This window comes from Streptomyces sp. DSM 15324 (genome assembly GCF_001514285.1).
In the GTDB taxonomy this organism is placed as follows: Bacteria; Actinomycetota; Actinomycetes; order Streptomycetales; family Streptomycetaceae; genus Streptomyces.
The window spans coordinates 723,483-737,463 of record NZ_KQ949024.1; the positions used below are offsets into that span (position 1 = coordinate 723,483).

The window sequence follows — 13,981 nt, forward strand, 5'->3', positions numbered from 1 at the left end:
CGAAGCCAGTCGTACCCCTGTGTGTACACGTACGCACGACGGGTCAGGGAATCCGGGGGGGGGAATCCGGAGCAGGACGCGGCCGCCACGCTGGGCGTGCACGTGGCCCGTACCCGGCTCGTGCTGCTGTGCGTCACCGCGCTGCTGACGGCGGTGCTGGTCGGCTCGGCGGGGGCGATCGGCTTCGTCGGGCTGGTGCTGCCGCATGCCGCCCGTGCGCTGACCGGTCCCGGGCACACCCGGCTGCTGCCGGCGAGCGCGCTGGCCGGGGCGGTGTTCCTGGTCTGGGTCGACACCCTGGCCCGTACCCTGCTGGACCCGCAGGAGGTGCCGGTGGGCGTGATGACCTCGCTGATCGGCGTACCGGCGTTCGTGCTGGTCCTCTACCGGGGCAGGGACACCCGATGACCGGCCCCGCCCCCTCCACCGACGGTCTGCGCGCCGACCGGGTCGGCCGGTCGGCCGACGGCGCCCTGATCCTGGACGGGGTCAGCATCGCCCCGCGCCCCGGGACCGTCACCGGGCTGCTCGGCCCGAACGGCTCCGGCAAGTCCACCCTGCTGCGGCTGCTCGCCGGGGTCCTCGCCCCGGCCCGCGGCACCGTCACGCTCGACGGGCGCCCGCTGGAGCGGGTGGGGCGCCGCGCCGTCGCCCGGCGGGTGGCCGTGGTCGAGCAACAGGCCGACACCCAGGTGGCGTTGACCGTACTCGTCGTCGTACGACTCGGCCGGGTCCCGCACCGCCGGGCCTGGGCGCCCGCCTCCGCCGAGGACGAGGAGGCCGTCCGTTCCGCGCTGGCCCGCACCGGTCTGGCCGACAAGGCCGCCCGCCCCTGGCGGACCCTGTCCGGCGGGGAGCGCCAGCGGGTGCAGATCGCCCGCGCCCTCGCCCAGCAGCCCCGGGAGCTGCTGCTGGACGAACCCACCAACCACCTCGACATCCAGCATCAGCTCGCCCTGCTGGACCTGATCACCGAGCTCCGGCTCACCAGCGTGGTCGCCCTGCACGACCTCAACCTGGCAGCGATGTACTGCGACCGGCTGCTCGTCCTGCGCCGGGGCCGGGTGGTGGCCACCGGCACCCCGCAGGAGGTCCTCACCGAGGAGCTGATCGCCGAGGTGTACGGCGTCCGCGCCACCGTCACCCGGGCCGCCCCCGGGGACCGCCCGCACATACGCTTCCTGGGCACGCTCCCGCCCGAACGGACCGCACCCGGAGGAACCCCCTCGTGACCAGCCGTGTCAGCTTCGTCCCGCCCGCGATGAACGACTCCCTGCGCCGGGCCCGCTTCGACGACGGGTGCTCGCTGGACGCGGGCGGCCTGGCCCGGGCGCGGGCCGCCGCCGGGTCGCTGCCCGCCGCCGTACGGGTGGCGCTCTCCCCGAGTGTGCGCTGCCGTCAGACGGCGGCCGCCCTCGGTCTCGACGGGGTCGAGGAAGGGGACCTCGCGGGCCTGGACGTGGGGCGCTGGCGGGGCCTGACCCTCGCCGAGGTCGGCGCCGCCGAGCCGCAGGAGGTGGGCCGCTGGCTCGCCGACCCCGACGCGGCACCGCACGGCGGGGAGTCGGTGACGGACCTGTGCGCACGGGTGGGCCGCTGGCTGCGGGCGGCGGCCGGGACGGACGGGCACACGGTCGCGGTGGTCGAGCCGGAGATCGTACGGGCCGTGGCGGTGGGGGTGTTGGGGGCGCCGGCGGCGGCGTTCTGGCGGCTCGACGTGCCCCCGCTGGGCGTCACCTCGGTCAGCGGGCGGGACGGCCGCTGGAACCTGCGGCTCGGACAGCCGCCGGCCCCGGCCGGCGAACAGTCGGACGACCGCGCATGACAGGGCCCCCGGACGGATCCGGGGGGCCTGGTGTCATTCCGGTGTCATTCCGGTCGGCTCACTGCGGGACGGTCATCGCCGCCCGCGCCGACGCCTGCACGGGCCTGGGGTTCAGGAGCCGTTCGGCCAGTTCGCCGAAGAGGAGGCCGAAGCCCGTCCACAGCGTGATCTGGAGGGCGAGGGTGGACAGGCGGAACCGCCACAGGAGGGTGGCCGGGAAGTCCGCCGGGACTTCGTTGATCGCGGGCAGGAACGCGTACGCCAGACCGATCAGGGTGACGAAGCCGAGGACGGCGACGACGGTCGCGTACCAGGTGCCGAGCCTCGGCGCGAGGCGCTTGCCGGCGATCACCGCGGCGATCGCGAGGAGCACACCGAGCAGCATCATCAGGAAGAACAGGGTGGTGCGTTTGGCGATCGTGTCGTGGTCGCCGACCGCGGGCGGGTTGGCCGGGTACTTCAGGAACGGCACGACGTACACGGCCAGCAGCGCGGCCCCCGACAGCAGCAGCGCCGTGGCCCGCGGGCCGAAACGGCCGACCCGGCCGAGGGCGAAGCAGTAGGCGAGGGCGGCGATGCCGCCGAAGGCGACGCCGTAGACCAGGACTCCGGTGGCGAGTCCGGCCGTGGACTGCAGGGAGCGGGAGACGAGTTCGACCTCGTGCTCGTGGGCGTGGGACTCCTCGAAGCCGATGGCGCTGTCGACGTTCGGCTCGCCCAGGAAGTAGGCGACGACGAGGGCGAGCACGCCGGCCGCGAGGCCGGCGAGCATGCCCCGCACCAGAAGGTTGCGCACGGTTGCGGAGTTCATGGTGGTGCGGCGCCCCTCGTCAGTGGCAGGGGAAGCCGAGCAGGTGGCGGGCGTCGTGCACCCACTCGTGGACTCCCTCGCCGGAGACGACGGAGGTGGCGCCCTGCTCGGCGCCGACGAAGTACAGCAGGACCAGCATGAGGATGCCGAAGAAGACCGCCCAGGGAGCGATGTCCTTGAGCGGGAGCTTGGCGGGAACGGCGGGTGCGGCGGTGGTCGGCTGGGCGACGTGCTGCGCCATGGCAGGGCCTCCTCTGGGAGTTCGCGTCCCATCTCGGTGGTGCACAGGACGACGGCCCCGGGTCTGACTCGCGGTCCGCTCCCGCTGCGGGGAGCGCACCGTTCACAGTGGCGCGACCGTGCCGGACTTCCACCGGCTTCCGTGTTTCCGTCGTCGATATCAGAGTGAAGGTACCGTGCCCCGCCGAACTGGCCAAGAGCGCGAGGTCCGACGTGATCAGGCTCTCCACCGCGTGGCGGTTCCAGGACGCCGATCTGACGGCCCGTCTGCACGGTCCGTACGACGCCGACGGGCCGGTGCGCTCGGCCCGGCGGATCCGCACGGTCGGACCGCTGGACGCCGGCCGGTCGGCCGCGCTGGCCGCCAGGGTCCCCTTTGTGGCCGCACCGGTCAGTCCCGGGGCGGCTGCGCGCTGCCTAAGTTCCTCCCACGCCGAACGGGGCGACGAGAGGAGGTGGACTCGTGAAGGAGTCCGAATTCGACACGTGTGTGATCGGGGCCGGTCCCGCGGGGCTGGCGGTGGCGCGGGCGCTCGCCGAGCGGCGGCTTCCCTACACGCACATCGAGCGGCACACGGGTCCGGGCGGCCTGTGGGACATCGACAACCCGGGCGGCCCGATGTACGAGTCCGCGCATTTCATCTCCAGCAGGACCCTCTCGGGCTTCGGCGGCTGGCCGATGCCCGACCACTTCGCCGACTACCCCTCGCGGCGCCAGATCCTGTCGTACCTGACCTCCTTCGCCGACGCGTACGGGCTGACGGAGCGGATCGGGTTCGGGACCGAGGTCCGTGACGTGGCGAAGAACCCGGACGGCACCTGGACCGTCACCCGTGCCGACGGGCGCACCAGCCGGCACGGGCGGGTCGTGGTCTGCACCGGTTCGCAGTGGCACCCCAACGTCCCCGAGATCCCCGGTGACTTCAGCGGCGAGATCCGGCACACGATCGGCTACCGCAGCAGCGACGAACTGCGGGGCAAGCGGGTGCTGGTGGTCGGCGCGGGCAACTCCGGCTGTGACATCGCGTGCGACGCGGCCCGCGCCGCCGACCACGCGGAGATCAGCATGCGCCGCGGCTACTGGTTCATCCCCAAGCACCTCTTCGGCAGGCCCGTGGACACCCTCGAAGGCGTCGGTCCGCGGCTGCCGAAGTGGCTGGAGCAGAAGCTGTTCGGCGCCCTCCTGCGGATCGTCAACGGCGATCCGCGCCGCCTCGGTCTGCAGAAGCCGGACCACAGGCTCTTCGAGACCCATCCGACGGTCAACTCCCTCCTGCTGCACCATCTGCGGCACGGCGACATCACCGCGCGGCCCGGGATCGTGCGCGCCGAGGGCCGTACCGTCCACTTCACCGACGGCAGCAGCAACGACTTCGACCTGATCCTGCTCGCGACCGGATACGTCCACAAGGTGCCCGTCGCGCAGCGCTACTTCGGCGACGAGCAACACCCCGACCTGTATCTGTCGTCGTTCTCGCGCGAGCACGAGGGGCTGTTCGGGGTCGGCTTCATCGAGACCAACTCCGGTGCCTACCAACTCTTCGACGCCCAGGCGCAGTTGATCGCCGGCTTCGTCCAGGACACCCGTGACGGCCGGCCGAACGCCGAGCGGTTCGCCCGCATGATCCGGGGCGACCGTCCGGACCTGTCCGGCGGCCTGCGGTTCGTGGACTCCCCGCGCCACACCGGTTACGTCGACAGCGCGGCGTACACCAAGTACCTCACGAGGGTCGCCGGCGCCATGGGCTGGCCCACCGAGGGCCGCCCGCCGGCGGCACCCGCCGCCCGCCGCAGCGTCGGCGGCCGCACCAGCGGCAAGGAGGCCGTGGCATGAGCGGCTACGACTGCACCGGCAAGGTGATGCTGGTGACCGGCGGCGCGGGCGGCATCGGCAGCGCGCTGTGCCGGCGGTTCGCGCTCGGCGGCGCCGTGTGCGTGGTCGTCGACATCGACGGTGAGCGGGCGGAGCGGGTCGCGGACGGCCTGCCCGGCGCCGGTCACCTCGGTCTCGGCTGCGACCTGCTGGACCGGGCGGCGGTGGCGGGGCTCTTCGAGCACGTCGCCTCCGCCTTCGGCCGGCTCGACGTGCTGGTCAACAACGTGGGGATGACCAGCACCGAGCGGTTCGACGTGCGCGGGGTGGAGAGCATCGAGCGCGAGATCGACCTCAACCTGCTCTCCCCGCTCGTCGCGACCCGGCTCGCCATCCCCCTGCTGAGGGCCTCCGCCGACCCCCGCGTCATCACCACGGTCTCCCTCGCGGGCATCTTCCCGCAGGGCGAGACCCCCATCTACGCGGCGTCGAAGTTCGGGCTGCGCGGCGCGATGCTGTCCATCGCGCTCGACCTGGGCGACAAGGGCATCCGGGTCGGCTCGGTGCTGCCGTCGGCCACCGACACCCCGATGCTGCGCCGGGAGGCCGTCAGCGGCGGCAACTCCCTCCAGTTCCAGGACCCGCCGCAGCAGCCGTCGGACGTCGTCGCCGCGGTGGTGAGCATGCTCGACCGGCCACGGCTGGAGGTGTATCCGCGGCCCGGCGAATCCCGTCTGGTCCGCTGCTCCATGCTGGTGCCGAACCTCCTGCCCCGGCTCCTCCCGCTCTTCCGCAGGCGCGGCGAGCGCGGTCTGGCCCGGTACCTGGAGGACCTGCGGCGCCAAGGCCTGGCCCGGCAGACCGACGGCCGCTGGGAACTGGTGCAGGAGGCGCCGACCACGGGACGCAGGACCTAGAGTGGTCGCCAGTACGGCCCTGGAGAGAAGCCATGCCCGACCCGCCCCGCCCGGAGAACGGCACCACGCGCAGCACCTCGGCGACGATCTCCCCGAACATCCTGCGCTACCTCGGCCAGATCACGCAGGAGTACGGCGTCGACCTGCGCCCCGTGCTCTCGGACGTGGGGCTCACCGAGACCCTGATGCGCTCGGCGGCCCTGCGGGTCTCCTACCGGCAGGGCAGTTCCGTCATCCGGCGCGCCGTCGAGCTGACCGGTGACGAGCACCTGGGTCTGCGGGTCGGGGCCGCGCAGCACCTCACCGCGTGGGGGCTCCTCGGTTTCGCCATGCTCGCCGGCGACACCCTCCAGGTGGCCATCGAGACGGGTGTGCGGTTCCAGAACGTGTCCGGGGCCATGACCGTCTGGTCGGCCGGCCGGGAGGGCCCGGACTACGTGGTGCGGGCCGACCTGCCCGACCCGGTGGTCGACCCGAGCGTCGGCGTCTTCCTGGTCGAGGAGGCGTTCTCCAGCGTCGTCACCCTGGGCCGCCTCGCCGCCGGCAGCGGCCTCGCGCCGCAGGAGGTCCACTTCGCCTTCGCCGCCCCGCACGACGTCCGGCCGTTCCGCGAGCTCTTCCGCTGCCCCGTGTCCTTCGGCGCCGCCCGCAACCGTATGGTGGTGCCGCAGGCGTGGATCCACCGGCCGATGCCGGGCCGCGATCCCACCACCTTCGCCTCGACGCTCGACCTGCTCGAAGCGCAGATGGCCTCGCGGCGCCGGCAGCAGGACCTCCTGGAAGTCCTGGAGATCTCCGTGGCGCAGGGCCTGCCGGTGGTCCCCTCCTTCGCCGAGCAGGCCCGCAGACACGCGTCCAGCGAACGCACCCTGCGCCGCCGCCTCGCCGAGTGCGGCACGTCCTACGAGGCGATCGTCGACGGCGTCCGCCGCGAACGCGTCGAACAGCTCCTGCACCGCCCCCACCTCACGCTCCGCGAGGTGGCCCGCCAGGCCGGCTTCTCCGACGAACGCGCCCTGCGCCGAGCGGTCCACCGCTGGCACGGCATGGCCCCCTTGCAACTGCGCGAGGACCTTTTGGCAGGTCAGCGCCGCTCCCCCGCGCTCGTTGAATAGGACGCCGCCCGAGTCGGCGGTCATGACGGTGTGAGCACCGCGCGGGCGAGTTCGCGTGCTTCCTTCGGGTCGACGGCTTTGAGGACGTTCTCGGCCGCCGCTCGGCAGTGCTCGGCCGTGACGCTCTCCACCAGGACGCCGACAGCCGGCACCGCCGCGGGCGCCATGGACAGGGAGGTGACCCCGAGTCCGACCAGGACGGCGGCGAGGAGCGGGTCGGCGGCTGCTTCGCCGCACACGCCCACAGGCTTGCCGAGCCGACGCCCGGCTTCGGCGGTCATCGCCACCAGCCGCAGGACCCCGACGGCAAGAAGTTCGCGTACACCGAGACGCAGGGGTCCAGCACGCCTCCACGAGAGTCCCTGGAGTTCGTCGGAAGGTTGCCGGGAGAGCAATGAACACCGCTGAGTCCACGGCCGTCGCGTCCGGCCTCACCTGGTTCAAGAGCAGCTACAGCGGCGCGGAGGGCGGCGACTGCATCGAGGTCGCTGCCGACGGCGCAACCGTGCACATCCGTGACTCCAAGACCGTGGCCGGGCCCGTCGTCCGTGTGTCACGCGAGGCGTGGGCCGGGTTCGTCGGGGAGGCCTGACGGGCGGGCCCCTTCACACGGTGCCCCCGCACGGTCCGTCGATAATCGAGGCGTCAGGGACGTTGAGGCCGACTGAGTGGGGTGGCAGGGTGATTCGGGTGCTCTTGGCGGACGACGAGGCGTTGATCCGCGCCGGAATCCGGTTCGTGCTCGAGGTCGCCGATGACATCGAGATCGTGGCCGAGGCGGACAACGGTGCCGGCGCCGTCGAGCTCGCTCGCAAACACCTCGTCGACGTGGCGCTGCTGGACATTCGCATGCCCGGCGTCGACGGGCTGGCCGCGGCCGCCGAGATGCGAAAGGTGGCACCGCGGACAAGCGTGGTCATGCTGACCACCTTCGGCGAGGAAGACCATGTCACCCGGGCGCTGCGCTGCGGCGCGGCGGGGTTTCTGCTCAAGGACACCCCGCCCGACGACCTGATCAGGGCTGTCCGGGTGGCGGCCGCCGGTGAGCCCATCCTCTCGCCCCGGGTCACCCAGCAGTTGATCGAACGCTACGTCGACCGCGACCTGAGCCGGGCCGACGAGGCGCGGCGCCGCGTCGCGGCCCTGACCGACCGCGAGCGCGAGGTGCTGTGCCTGCTGCGTGAGGGCTCCTCGAACGCGGAGATCGCCAAGGCGCTGCTCATCGGCGAAGGGACCGCCAAGTCTCACGTCAGTCGCATTCTCTCCGTCCTCGGCTGCACGAACCGGGTCCAGGCGGCCATCCTGGCGCACGACGCCGGAGTCCGTCCGCCGGACAGGCGTTCCTGAACCCACCGGGACCGGGCCTGCCGGTCTACGGTGCTCTGTTCGTCGAGGTGCTGGTCGAGGCCCAGGCCAGGAGCATCCGCAGGCCGTCGTGCGAGGGGCTGCCCGGCTCGGCGGCATACGTGATCAAGGCCTGATCAGGGTCGTCCGCTGCGCGCAGGGTCTCGTAGGCCAGTTCCAGATGGCCGACCACCGGATGGCGGAATCGCTTGGTTCCCGAGGTCTTGTCCTGCACCGGATGCTCAGCCCACCAGCGACGGAAGTCCTCGCTCTTCATCGACAGTTCGCCGATCAGGCTCGCCAACTGGGGGTCCTCGGGGTGCCGTCCCGCGTCCAGGTGGAGGTAGGCCACGTTCTCGCGGGCGCAGGAGGTCCAGTCTGCGTACAGTTCCCGGGACGTCTCGTCGAGGAAGGTGATCCGGGCGATGTTGCGCTCGGCTCGGTCCAGGGCCGCGTAGTCGCCGAAGAGGGCGACCGCTGCCGTGTTCCAGGCCAGTATGTCCATGCGTCGGCCCATCACCATCGCCGGCATGTCCACCAGGTCGTCCAGCAACCGCTGGAGCATGGGGCGTACGCGTTGCGGCCGGGCCTGGCGCCGGGGAGCGTGCCGGGCGGAGGGCTGTGGTCGGGCGAGGCGGTGCAGGTGCCGCGTGGCATCCCCGTCCAGACGAAGTGCGCGGGCGAGGGCGTCGAGCACCGCGCCCGAAGGGTTGGGCACGCGGCCCTGTTCCATCCGGGTGTAGTAGTCGACGCTTACTCCGGCGAGCTGCGCGATCTCCTCGCGGCGCAGGCCCGCGACCCGGCGCCGGCCTCCGAAGTCCGGCAGGGCAACGTCCTCGGGGTGCAGGAGGGAGCGGCGGGTGCGAAGAAACTCGCCCAGGCTGATCGCTGTGCTCATACGACGATTGTGGCCGGTCGTGAGGGGTGGCTGCCTGGCCCTGCCGGGGCCAGGCAGCCACCACCCGCCGTCAGGAGGCGGGGACGGCGGTCACCAGGCCCCCGTCGACGACGATGTCCTGAGCGGTGATGTACGACGACCGCGGGGAGAGAAGGAAGGCCACGGTCTCGGCGATGTCCTGGGCCCGGCCGAGCCGCCTCAGCGGCACCTGGGCGCGGATGGCATCGTGCGAGGCGGGGTCCGGGTTGGCGGCGTCGAACATCTCGGTGACGATGTAGCCCGGGCTGATCGAATTGACCCGGATGCCGCGCTCGGCAAGATCACTGCCCAGCGTGCGGGCCAGATTGTGGACGGCGGCCTTGGTGGCCGCGTACACCGGTGCGACGGCCAGGCCCCGGTGCAGTGTCCACGAGGCGTTGAGCACGATGGAACCGCCACCCGCCGCCTCGAGCAGCGGCAGCACCTTCTGGACCGTGAAGAACACGCCCTTGAAGTTGACGTCGACACTGAGGTCGAAGTCCTGCTCGGTGAGCTCGCCACTGCGCCGGAACACTCCGACCCCGGCATTGGCGAACACCCCGTCCAGCCGTCCGTGGCGTTCACGGATCAGGGCGGCCAAGCGGTCGAGATCGGTGAGGCCGGCGGAGTCGGCCCGAACCGTGAACAGCCGGGCACCCTGGTCGGACACCTTGTCCAGTTGTTCGGCCGCGCGGTCGAGGCGGGCATCGTCACGGCCGGTGATGACGATGTCGGCGCCGGCTTCCAGGAGCAGGCGCGCGGTGGCCAGGCCCATCCCGCTGGTTCCGCCGGTGATCAGGACGACACGGTCGTGGAAGCCGGTCACATCGTTGTTGCTGTCGGTCATGACCACAGCCTCGCCCCCGGCCTTCGGGCCAACCAGACCCGGAACAACCTGGGTCGCCCAGAGCCCCCTTCTTTCGTCACGTGGGAGTCTGACCGGTGGTCGTACTCATGGTGACCGGGCTTCCCTGACGCAGCGGAAGCTCGGCGGTGAGGACGTGGTCGCCGGTGAGCGGGTCCGTGCCGGCGGTGAAGTCGCCACCGGCCAGGCGCGCGCGTTCGCCCAGGCCGGCCAGCCCCAGGCCGCTGCTGGGCGGTGGGACGGCGGGCGGGCGGGCGGCGTTGCGTACCTCGATGGTGAGTCGTTCGGTGTCGACGGCGACGGTCAGCCGCCTGCCGGCCGGCCAGACCGGTCTTGCGGCCGAGGTCGCCGGTCCGGGCGCCCTGACGCGTCTGCCGAGCTTCCGGATCGCCCCCTCCGAATGGCAGAGGAGGCCGAGCCGATCAGCCTCGGCGGGTCACTCGGCGGGCAGGCGTCGCACCGGCCCGGTCAGACCGGATCTTTTGGTCCGCGGGCCGGCCGGCCTGTCGGGCTGTTCGGTCCGTCCGGTGCGGTGATGCGGAACGACAGGTGCGCACCGCGCGGTGTGTCCTGGACCGTGAGGGTTCCTCCGTGGGCGGTGGCGATGTCGCGGGCGATGGCCAGGCCGAGCCCCGATCCGCCCGCGTCACGGGCCCGGGCCTCGTCCAGGCGGTGGAAGCGCTGGAACACCCGTTCACGGGAGGCGGCCGGGATGCCCGGGCCGTCGTCGATGACGTCGAGCCCGTCGGCCGTGACGCGGATGGTGACCTGGCAGGCGGCGTGGCGGACCGCGTTGGCGACGAGGTTGGCGACCATGCGTTCCAGGTGCGAGCGGGAGCCGGTCACCACGACGTCGGACTCCAGCTCCAGCGCGATCCTCACGGGGGCCGGGCGTGCGGCGGCCTCGGCCGCGACCTGTGCCAGATCGACCTCGGTGCCGATCAGTGGTTCGCCGCCGTCGAGCCGGGCGAGGAGCAGCAGATCACCGGTCAGCTTTTTGATGCGGGCCACGTCGGTGAGTGCTTCGGTGACGAGGTCGGGTGCCTGTGGCATCCCGAGTTCGAGCCGGGCGCTCAGCGTGGCGACGGGGTTGCGCAGTTCGTGGGCGGCGTCGGCGACGAACTGCTTGTGCCGCTCGACCGCGGACTCCAGCTGGCCCAGGGTGACGTTCATGGTCCGGGCCAGGCGTGCCACCTCGTCGCGGGTCACGGGCTCGGGCACACGACGGTGGAGGTTCTTGGCGGTGATGTCGGCGAAGGTGGACCTGATCGATTCCACGGGGGCGAGCACCCGGCCCATCAACTGCCATGTCATCACGGCCATCAGCACCACCAACGCCGGGACCCCCACCAGGAGCAACTGCTCGAGCACGCCGAGGGCGTTTTGCACGGGGGCCAGCGAGACCCGGGCCTTCACCGTCACCGGGCCGTCGGTGGTGTGCACCACCGTGGTGGCGGTCGCGTAGCCCCCGGCCAGGACCACCTTCTCCTCGCCCGGGGCGGCGCCGTTCCCGCTCTTGTCCGGTGTCGGCTCTGCGCTGCCCTCCTCGCCGGGTGGAGCCGCGAGGACGGGCGGTTCCTCGTGGAGTGCCGCGGCACTGGCCCTGACCTTCCGGGTGGCCTCGTCCGCGACGTCGCCCTGCAGACTGTCGCGCAACGTGAGGATCAGCACGAGGGAGGCCGCGGTCAGCACCGTGGCGACCATGACGGACGCGGCCAGCGTCACCCGCGTCCGCACCGACAGCCGGTTCACGGAAGTTCCAGGAGATAGCCGCTGCCCCGGACGGTCGTCAGGGTGCGGACTCCGAACGGCGCGTCGATCTTGCGGCGCAGGGCACTGATGTAGACCTCGACGATGTTGGGATCGCCCTCGAAGGCGAAGTCCCAGGCGTGCTGGAGCAGTTCCGCCTTGGTCACCACCTGGCCGGCCCTGCGGCACAGCAGATGCAGCACCGCGAACTCCTTGGGAGTCAGCGCTATGTGTACGCCGCCGCGCCGGGCGCACGCCGCCGCCGGGTCCACCTGTAGATCCCCCACCTCGATGACGGCGGGCCGTTCCTGCGCCCCGCGGCGGACGAGCGCCCGCAGCCGCGCCAGCAGCACCGCGAAGGAGAACGGTTTGGCCAGGTAGTCGTCCGCGCCGCTGTCCAACGACTGGACCTCGTCGAGTTCACCGTCCATCGCGGTCAGCATCATGATCGGTGTCCAGTTACCGGCTTCGCGCAGCTTCCGGCACACGGCGAAGCCGTTGAGGCCTGGCAGCATCACGTCCAGCACGATCGCGTCGTACCGGTGCTCACCGGCCATCCAGACAGCCTCACTGCCGTCACCGACCACGTCCACGGCGAAACCCTTGTCCACCAGTCCGGACTTGATGACGTCGGCGAGTCGTTGTTCATCCTCGACCAGAAGCAGGCGCATCCGCTCAGTTTCCGCCATGCGACCTGAAGAAATCCTGAAGACGCCCCTCAGGAAGGTTTCAGGTGCGGCACGGAAAGCTGGCCGCCATGAACACGACCCCAAACTCCCGTGTCAGGCGTCAAGCGGCGGCCGGTGCTCTCGCTGCCCTCGTGCTCGCCGGATGCGGGACCAGCGTGGCCGCCACGGACCCGGACGGGCACAAGGCCTCGCCGCAGGCCCTCTCCGGTATCTGCGCGGCCTCCACGCAGCGAAACGGCATCGTGCACTGTACGGAACTGTTCGCGGGAAAGAAGCCGATCCGACTGCCCGGCGACCCGTCCCGCACACAGCGCTACGGAGCCATCAAGCGCGACGGATCGAAGTTCCACACCCGCGGCGGCGATCTGCCGCTCTCCGCCGCCGTCACCAAGCAGTTGGAGGCGGCAGCAGCGGGTCGCGGTATGGCCGACAAGAGCCGCACCGCCTACGCGAACACGATCTACCTCGCGGTGGTCTCCCGGGGCACCGTCACCAGGATCGAACCGGTCGCGGACATCGAGGAGAACGCCGTCCTCCGTGCCGCCTTCGCCGGGCGGGCCATGGAGGGCACCATCGGTGTCCGCACCCGACAGGGCGACTACGCCTCCGCCGCCACTCTCCCCGTCCGTATCGAATTCGCCACGTCACCGGTCCGCGGGGCACTGACCGGAAAGATCACCAACGCCACCAGGGCCGTCCGGAGCGCCAAGGGCCCCTGCTTCGCCCCGCTCAACCGCACCCGGGCAAATCCTCTCGTCGCGGGATTCACCGCCGACATCGCCATCCAGCGGGTCGCCTCCATGCATGCGCCGTTCAACGACGAACTCGTCCTCCAGTGGTCAAGCGGCATGAGCAACATGGGCGCCGCGTACTACCCGAGCATCGCGACCCTGCTCGGCGGGGATCCCCTCGGCCGGACCTGGGAGACGATTCTCCACGGAACACCGTCGGCCGGCCCGTCCGTCGACCTCCGCCTCGTCAGCGGCGGCGGCGCAACCTGCTGACCACATGGCTCGGCCGATCGGCTCGGCGTCCTCCGCCGTTCGGAGGGGGGCGGTCCGGAAGCTCGGCAGACGCGTCACGGCGCCCGGACCGGCGGCCTTGGCCGCATGACTCGGACAGCCATCTCGCACCGAACGCCCCCTCCGCGGCACGCGGCACCGGCTACGTACGCGGTCGCGACCGCCGCCGCCCTGCTGGCAGCCCTCCTCACCCCGGCGGCGGCCCACGCCGCCCCCGCCCCGAAGGAGAGCCGGCCGGTCTACTCCTACACCCGGGCCGTCCGTGAGTCCGTCTGGGTGGACACCGGCCTCGACGGCGACGGCGACCGGAGGAAGGACAGGGTCGCCGCCGACATCGTCCGCCCCCGCGAACCCGCCCGGGTGGGCCGCAAGGTGCCCGTCATCATGGACGCCAGCCCGTACACCCCGACGCTCACCCTGGACCTCGCCCGTACGTCGGTTCACCTGCCGCTCCTCGGCGGCGCCGCCGCGTTCGCCCGCGCCACCTCGGGCGGTACGTCCACGGCGTCCGAGGCCACGGTCCTGGACGGCGTGCGGGCACCGCACCCCGCCCAGCGCGCACCGGGCAACTGACCGGCCCGGGCGCCGGGACGCGTCACGGAAGGCCGCCACGCGCACCTTCCCGGTGAGGCAGCCGCCCTCGGGGACGCTGATGAGCGCCATGCATCACGGCGT

Annotated in this window: 14 protein-coding genes, 3 pseudogenes and 1 riboswitch; of the genes and pseudogenes, 10 read left to right on the top strand and 7 right to left on the bottom strand. The window is 72.0% G+C overall.

What is annotated here, in order from left to right; all coding sequences use genetic code 11:
* Positions 1 to 72: 72 nt before the first annotated feature.
* The 3 genes and pseudogenes from AQJ58_RS09285 to AQJ58_RS09295 form a co-directional block, all read left to right on the top strand.
* Positions 73 to 408 (top strand): annotated as a pseudogene (locus AQJ58_RS09285) (FecCD family ABC transporter permease); the annotation flags it as partial.
* Positions 405 to 1,232 (top strand): ABC transporter ATP-binding protein, encoded by an 828-nt coding sequence (locus tag AQJ58_RS09290; RefSeq protein WP_067247210.1) that lies wholly within the window; start codon positions 405 to 407, stop codon positions 1,230 to 1,232. The pseudogene AQJ58_RS09285 and the gene AQJ58_RS09290, both read left to right, overlap by 4 nt.
* Positions 1,229 to 1,825 (top strand): histidine phosphatase family protein, encoded by a 597-nt coding sequence (locus tag AQJ58_RS09295; protein ID WP_067247213.1) that lies wholly within the window; start codon positions 1,229 to 1,231, stop codon positions 1,823 to 1,825. Before AQJ58_RS09290 ends, AQJ58_RS09295 begins: the two co-directional genes overlap by 4 nt.
* Before the next feature lie 58 nt (positions 1,826 to 1,883).
* Here AQJ58_RS09295 and AQJ58_RS09300 read toward each other — a convergent pair whose 3' ends face one another.
* Both AQJ58_RS09300 and AQJ58_RS09305 read right to left on the bottom strand, forming a co-directional pair.
* A complete protein-coding gene (locus tag AQJ58_RS09300) occupies positions 1,884 to 2,636 on the bottom strand; it encodes a CbtA family protein (protein ID WP_067247214.1) in 753 nt (250 codons plus the stop codon).
* A gap of 19 nt (positions 2,637 to 2,655) precedes the next feature.
* The gene (locus AQJ58_RS09305; protein WP_055632059.1) at positions 2,656 to 2,877 is read right to left on the bottom strand and encodes a CbtB domain-containing protein; all 222 of its coding nucleotides are present in this window, start codon (positions 2,875 to 2,877) and stop codon (positions 2,656 to 2,658) included.
* A 35-nt stretch (positions 2,878 to 2,912) separates the two neighbouring features.
* Positions 2,913 to 3,070, bottom strand: a riboswitch (cobalamin riboswitch).
* A gap of 269 nt (positions 3,071 to 3,339) precedes the next feature.
* Here AQJ58_RS09305 and AQJ58_RS09310 point away from each other — a divergent pair.
* From AQJ58_RS09310 to AQJ58_RS09320, 3 genes are read left to right on the top strand one after another with little or no spacing between them, the layout of a single operon-like run.
* Positions 3,340 to 4,710: a flavin-containing monooxygenase gene (locus AQJ58_RS09310; RefSeq protein WP_199844552.1), complete on the top strand. Its 1,371-nt coding sequence runs from the start codon at positions 3,340 to 3,342 to the stop codon at positions 4,708 to 4,710.
* Positions 4,707 to 5,606 carry an SDR family NAD(P)-dependent oxidoreductase gene (locus AQJ58_RS09315; RefSeq protein ID WP_067247217.1) on the top strand — a complete coding sequence of 300 codons (900 nt, stop codon included), beginning with the start codon at positions 4,707 to 4,709 and terminating at the stop codon, positions 5,604 to 5,606. Before AQJ58_RS09310 ends, AQJ58_RS09315 begins: the two co-directional genes overlap by 4 nt.
* A gap of 32 nt (positions 5,607 to 5,638) precedes the next feature.
* Complete coding sequence (locus tag AQJ58_RS09320; RefSeq protein ID WP_067247218.1) at positions 5,639 to 6,721, top strand: AraC family transcriptional regulator; 1,083 nt, start codon at positions 5,639 to 5,641, stop codon at positions 6,719 to 6,721.
* 154 nt (positions 6,722 to 6,875) lie between these two features.
* On the opposite strand, the pseudogene AQJ58_RS45850 reads toward AQJ58_RS09320, so the two are convergent.
* Positions 6,876 to 7,020, bottom strand: a pseudogene (locus AQJ58_RS45850) (putative PEP-binding protein); the annotation flags it as partial.
* Positions 7,021 to 7,115: 95 nt separating this feature from the next.
* Between AQJ58_RS45850 and AQJ58_RS09330 the strand changes: the two are divergent.
* Together AQJ58_RS09330 and AQJ58_RS09335 are read left to right on the top strand one after the other, a co-directional pair.
* A complete protein-coding gene (locus tag AQJ58_RS09330) occupies positions 7,116 to 7,313 on the top strand; it encodes a DUF397 domain-containing protein (RefSeq protein ID WP_067247223.1) in 198 nt (65 codons plus the stop codon).
* A gap of 98 nt (positions 7,314 to 7,411) precedes the next feature.
* On the top strand, positions 7,412 to 8,068 hold the full coding sequence (locus tag AQJ58_RS09335; RefSeq protein WP_079078794.1) for a response regulator: 657 nt from the start codon (positions 7,412 to 7,414) through the stop codon (positions 8,066 to 8,068).
* A 25-nt stretch (positions 8,069 to 8,093) separates the two neighbouring features.
* Here AQJ58_RS09335 and AQJ58_RS09340 read toward each other — a convergent pair whose 3' ends face one another.
* The 4 genes from AQJ58_RS09340 to AQJ58_RS09355 all read right to left on the bottom strand — a co-directional run bounded on the left by AQJ58_RS09340 (position 8,094) and on the right by AQJ58_RS09355 (position 12,266).
* The gene (locus tag AQJ58_RS09340; RefSeq protein ID WP_067247227.1) at positions 8,094 to 8,963 is read right to left on the bottom strand and encodes a helix-turn-helix transcriptional regulator; all 870 of its coding nucleotides are present in this window, start codon (positions 8,961 to 8,963) and stop codon (positions 8,094 to 8,096) included.
* A 70-nt stretch (positions 8,964 to 9,033) separates the two neighbouring features.
* Positions 9,034 to 9,828, bottom strand: coding sequence for an SDR family NAD(P)-dependent oxidoreductase (locus AQJ58_RS09345; RefSeq protein ID WP_067247230.1), 795 nt, complete (start codon positions 9,826 to 9,828; stop codon positions 9,034 to 9,036).
* A 486-nt stretch (positions 9,829 to 10,314) separates the two neighbouring features.
* Entirely contained in the window at positions 10,315 to 11,598 is a 1,284-nt protein-coding gene (locus AQJ58_RS09350; RefSeq protein ID WP_079078795.1) for a sensor histidine kinase, read from the bottom strand.
* Entirely contained in the window at positions 11,595 to 12,266 is a 672-nt protein-coding gene (locus tag AQJ58_RS09355) for a response regulator transcription factor (RefSeq protein ID WP_067247233.1), read from the bottom strand. Before AQJ58_RS09355 ends, AQJ58_RS09350 begins: the two co-directional genes overlap by 4 nt.
* Positions 12,267 to 12,352: 86 nt before the next feature.
* Here AQJ58_RS09355 and AQJ58_RS09360 point away from each other — a divergent pair, with 86 nt between their 5' ends.
* Entirely contained in the window at positions 12,353 to 13,288 is a 936-nt protein-coding gene (locus tag AQJ58_RS09360; RefSeq protein WP_159056224.1) for a hypothetical protein, read from the top strand.
* Between the two features lie 105 nt (positions 13,289 to 13,393).
* Positions 13,394 to 13,708: pseudogene (locus AQJ58_RS45620) on the top strand (Xaa-Pro dipeptidyl-peptidase); the annotation flags it as partial.
* Between the last annotated feature and the right edge of the window lie 273 nt (positions 13,709 to 13,981).

Excerpts from the sequence above, each read along its gene's own strand:
- AQJ58_RS09290 (WP_067247210.1), top strand. The coding sequence starts at position 405 with ATGACCGGCCCCGCCCCCTCCACCGACGGTCTGCGCGCCGACCGGGTC.
- AQJ58_RS09330 (WP_067247223.1), top strand. The coding sequence starts at position 7,116 with ATGAACACCGCTGAGTCCACGGCCGTCGCGTCCGGCCTCACCTGGTTC.
- AQJ58_RS09345 (WP_067247230.1), bottom strand. The coding sequence starts at position 9,828 with ATGACCGACAGCAACAACGATGTGACCGGCTTCCACGACCGTGTCGTC.
- AQJ58_RS09305 (WP_055632059.1), bottom strand. The coding sequence starts at position 2,877 with ATGGCGCAGCACGTCGCCCAGCCGACCACCGCCGCACCCGCCGTTCCC.
- AQJ58_RS09360 (WP_159056224.1), top strand. The coding sequence starts at position 12,353 with ATGAACACGACCCCAAACTCCCGTGTCAGGCGTCAAGCGGCGGCCGGT.
- AQJ58_RS09315 (WP_067247217.1), top strand. The coding sequence starts at position 4,707 with ATGAGCGGCTACGACTGCACCGGCAAGGTGATGCTGGTGACCGGCGGC.
- AQJ58_RS09320 (WP_067247218.1), top strand. The coding sequence starts at position 5,639 with ATGCCCGACCCGCCCCGCCCGGAGAACGGCACCACGCGCAGCACCTCG.
- AQJ58_RS09340 (WP_067247227.1), bottom strand. The coding sequence starts at position 8,963 with ATGAGCACAGCGATCAGCCTGGGCGAGTTTCTTCGCACCCGCCGCTCC.
- AQJ58_RS09300 (WP_067247214.1), bottom strand. The coding sequence starts at position 2,636 with ATGAACTCCGCAACCGTGCGCAACCTTCTGGTGCGGGGCATGCTCGCC.
- AQJ58_RS09355 (WP_067247233.1), bottom strand. The coding sequence starts at position 12,266 with ATGCGCCTGCTTCTGGTCGAGGATGAACAACGACTCGCCGACGTCATC.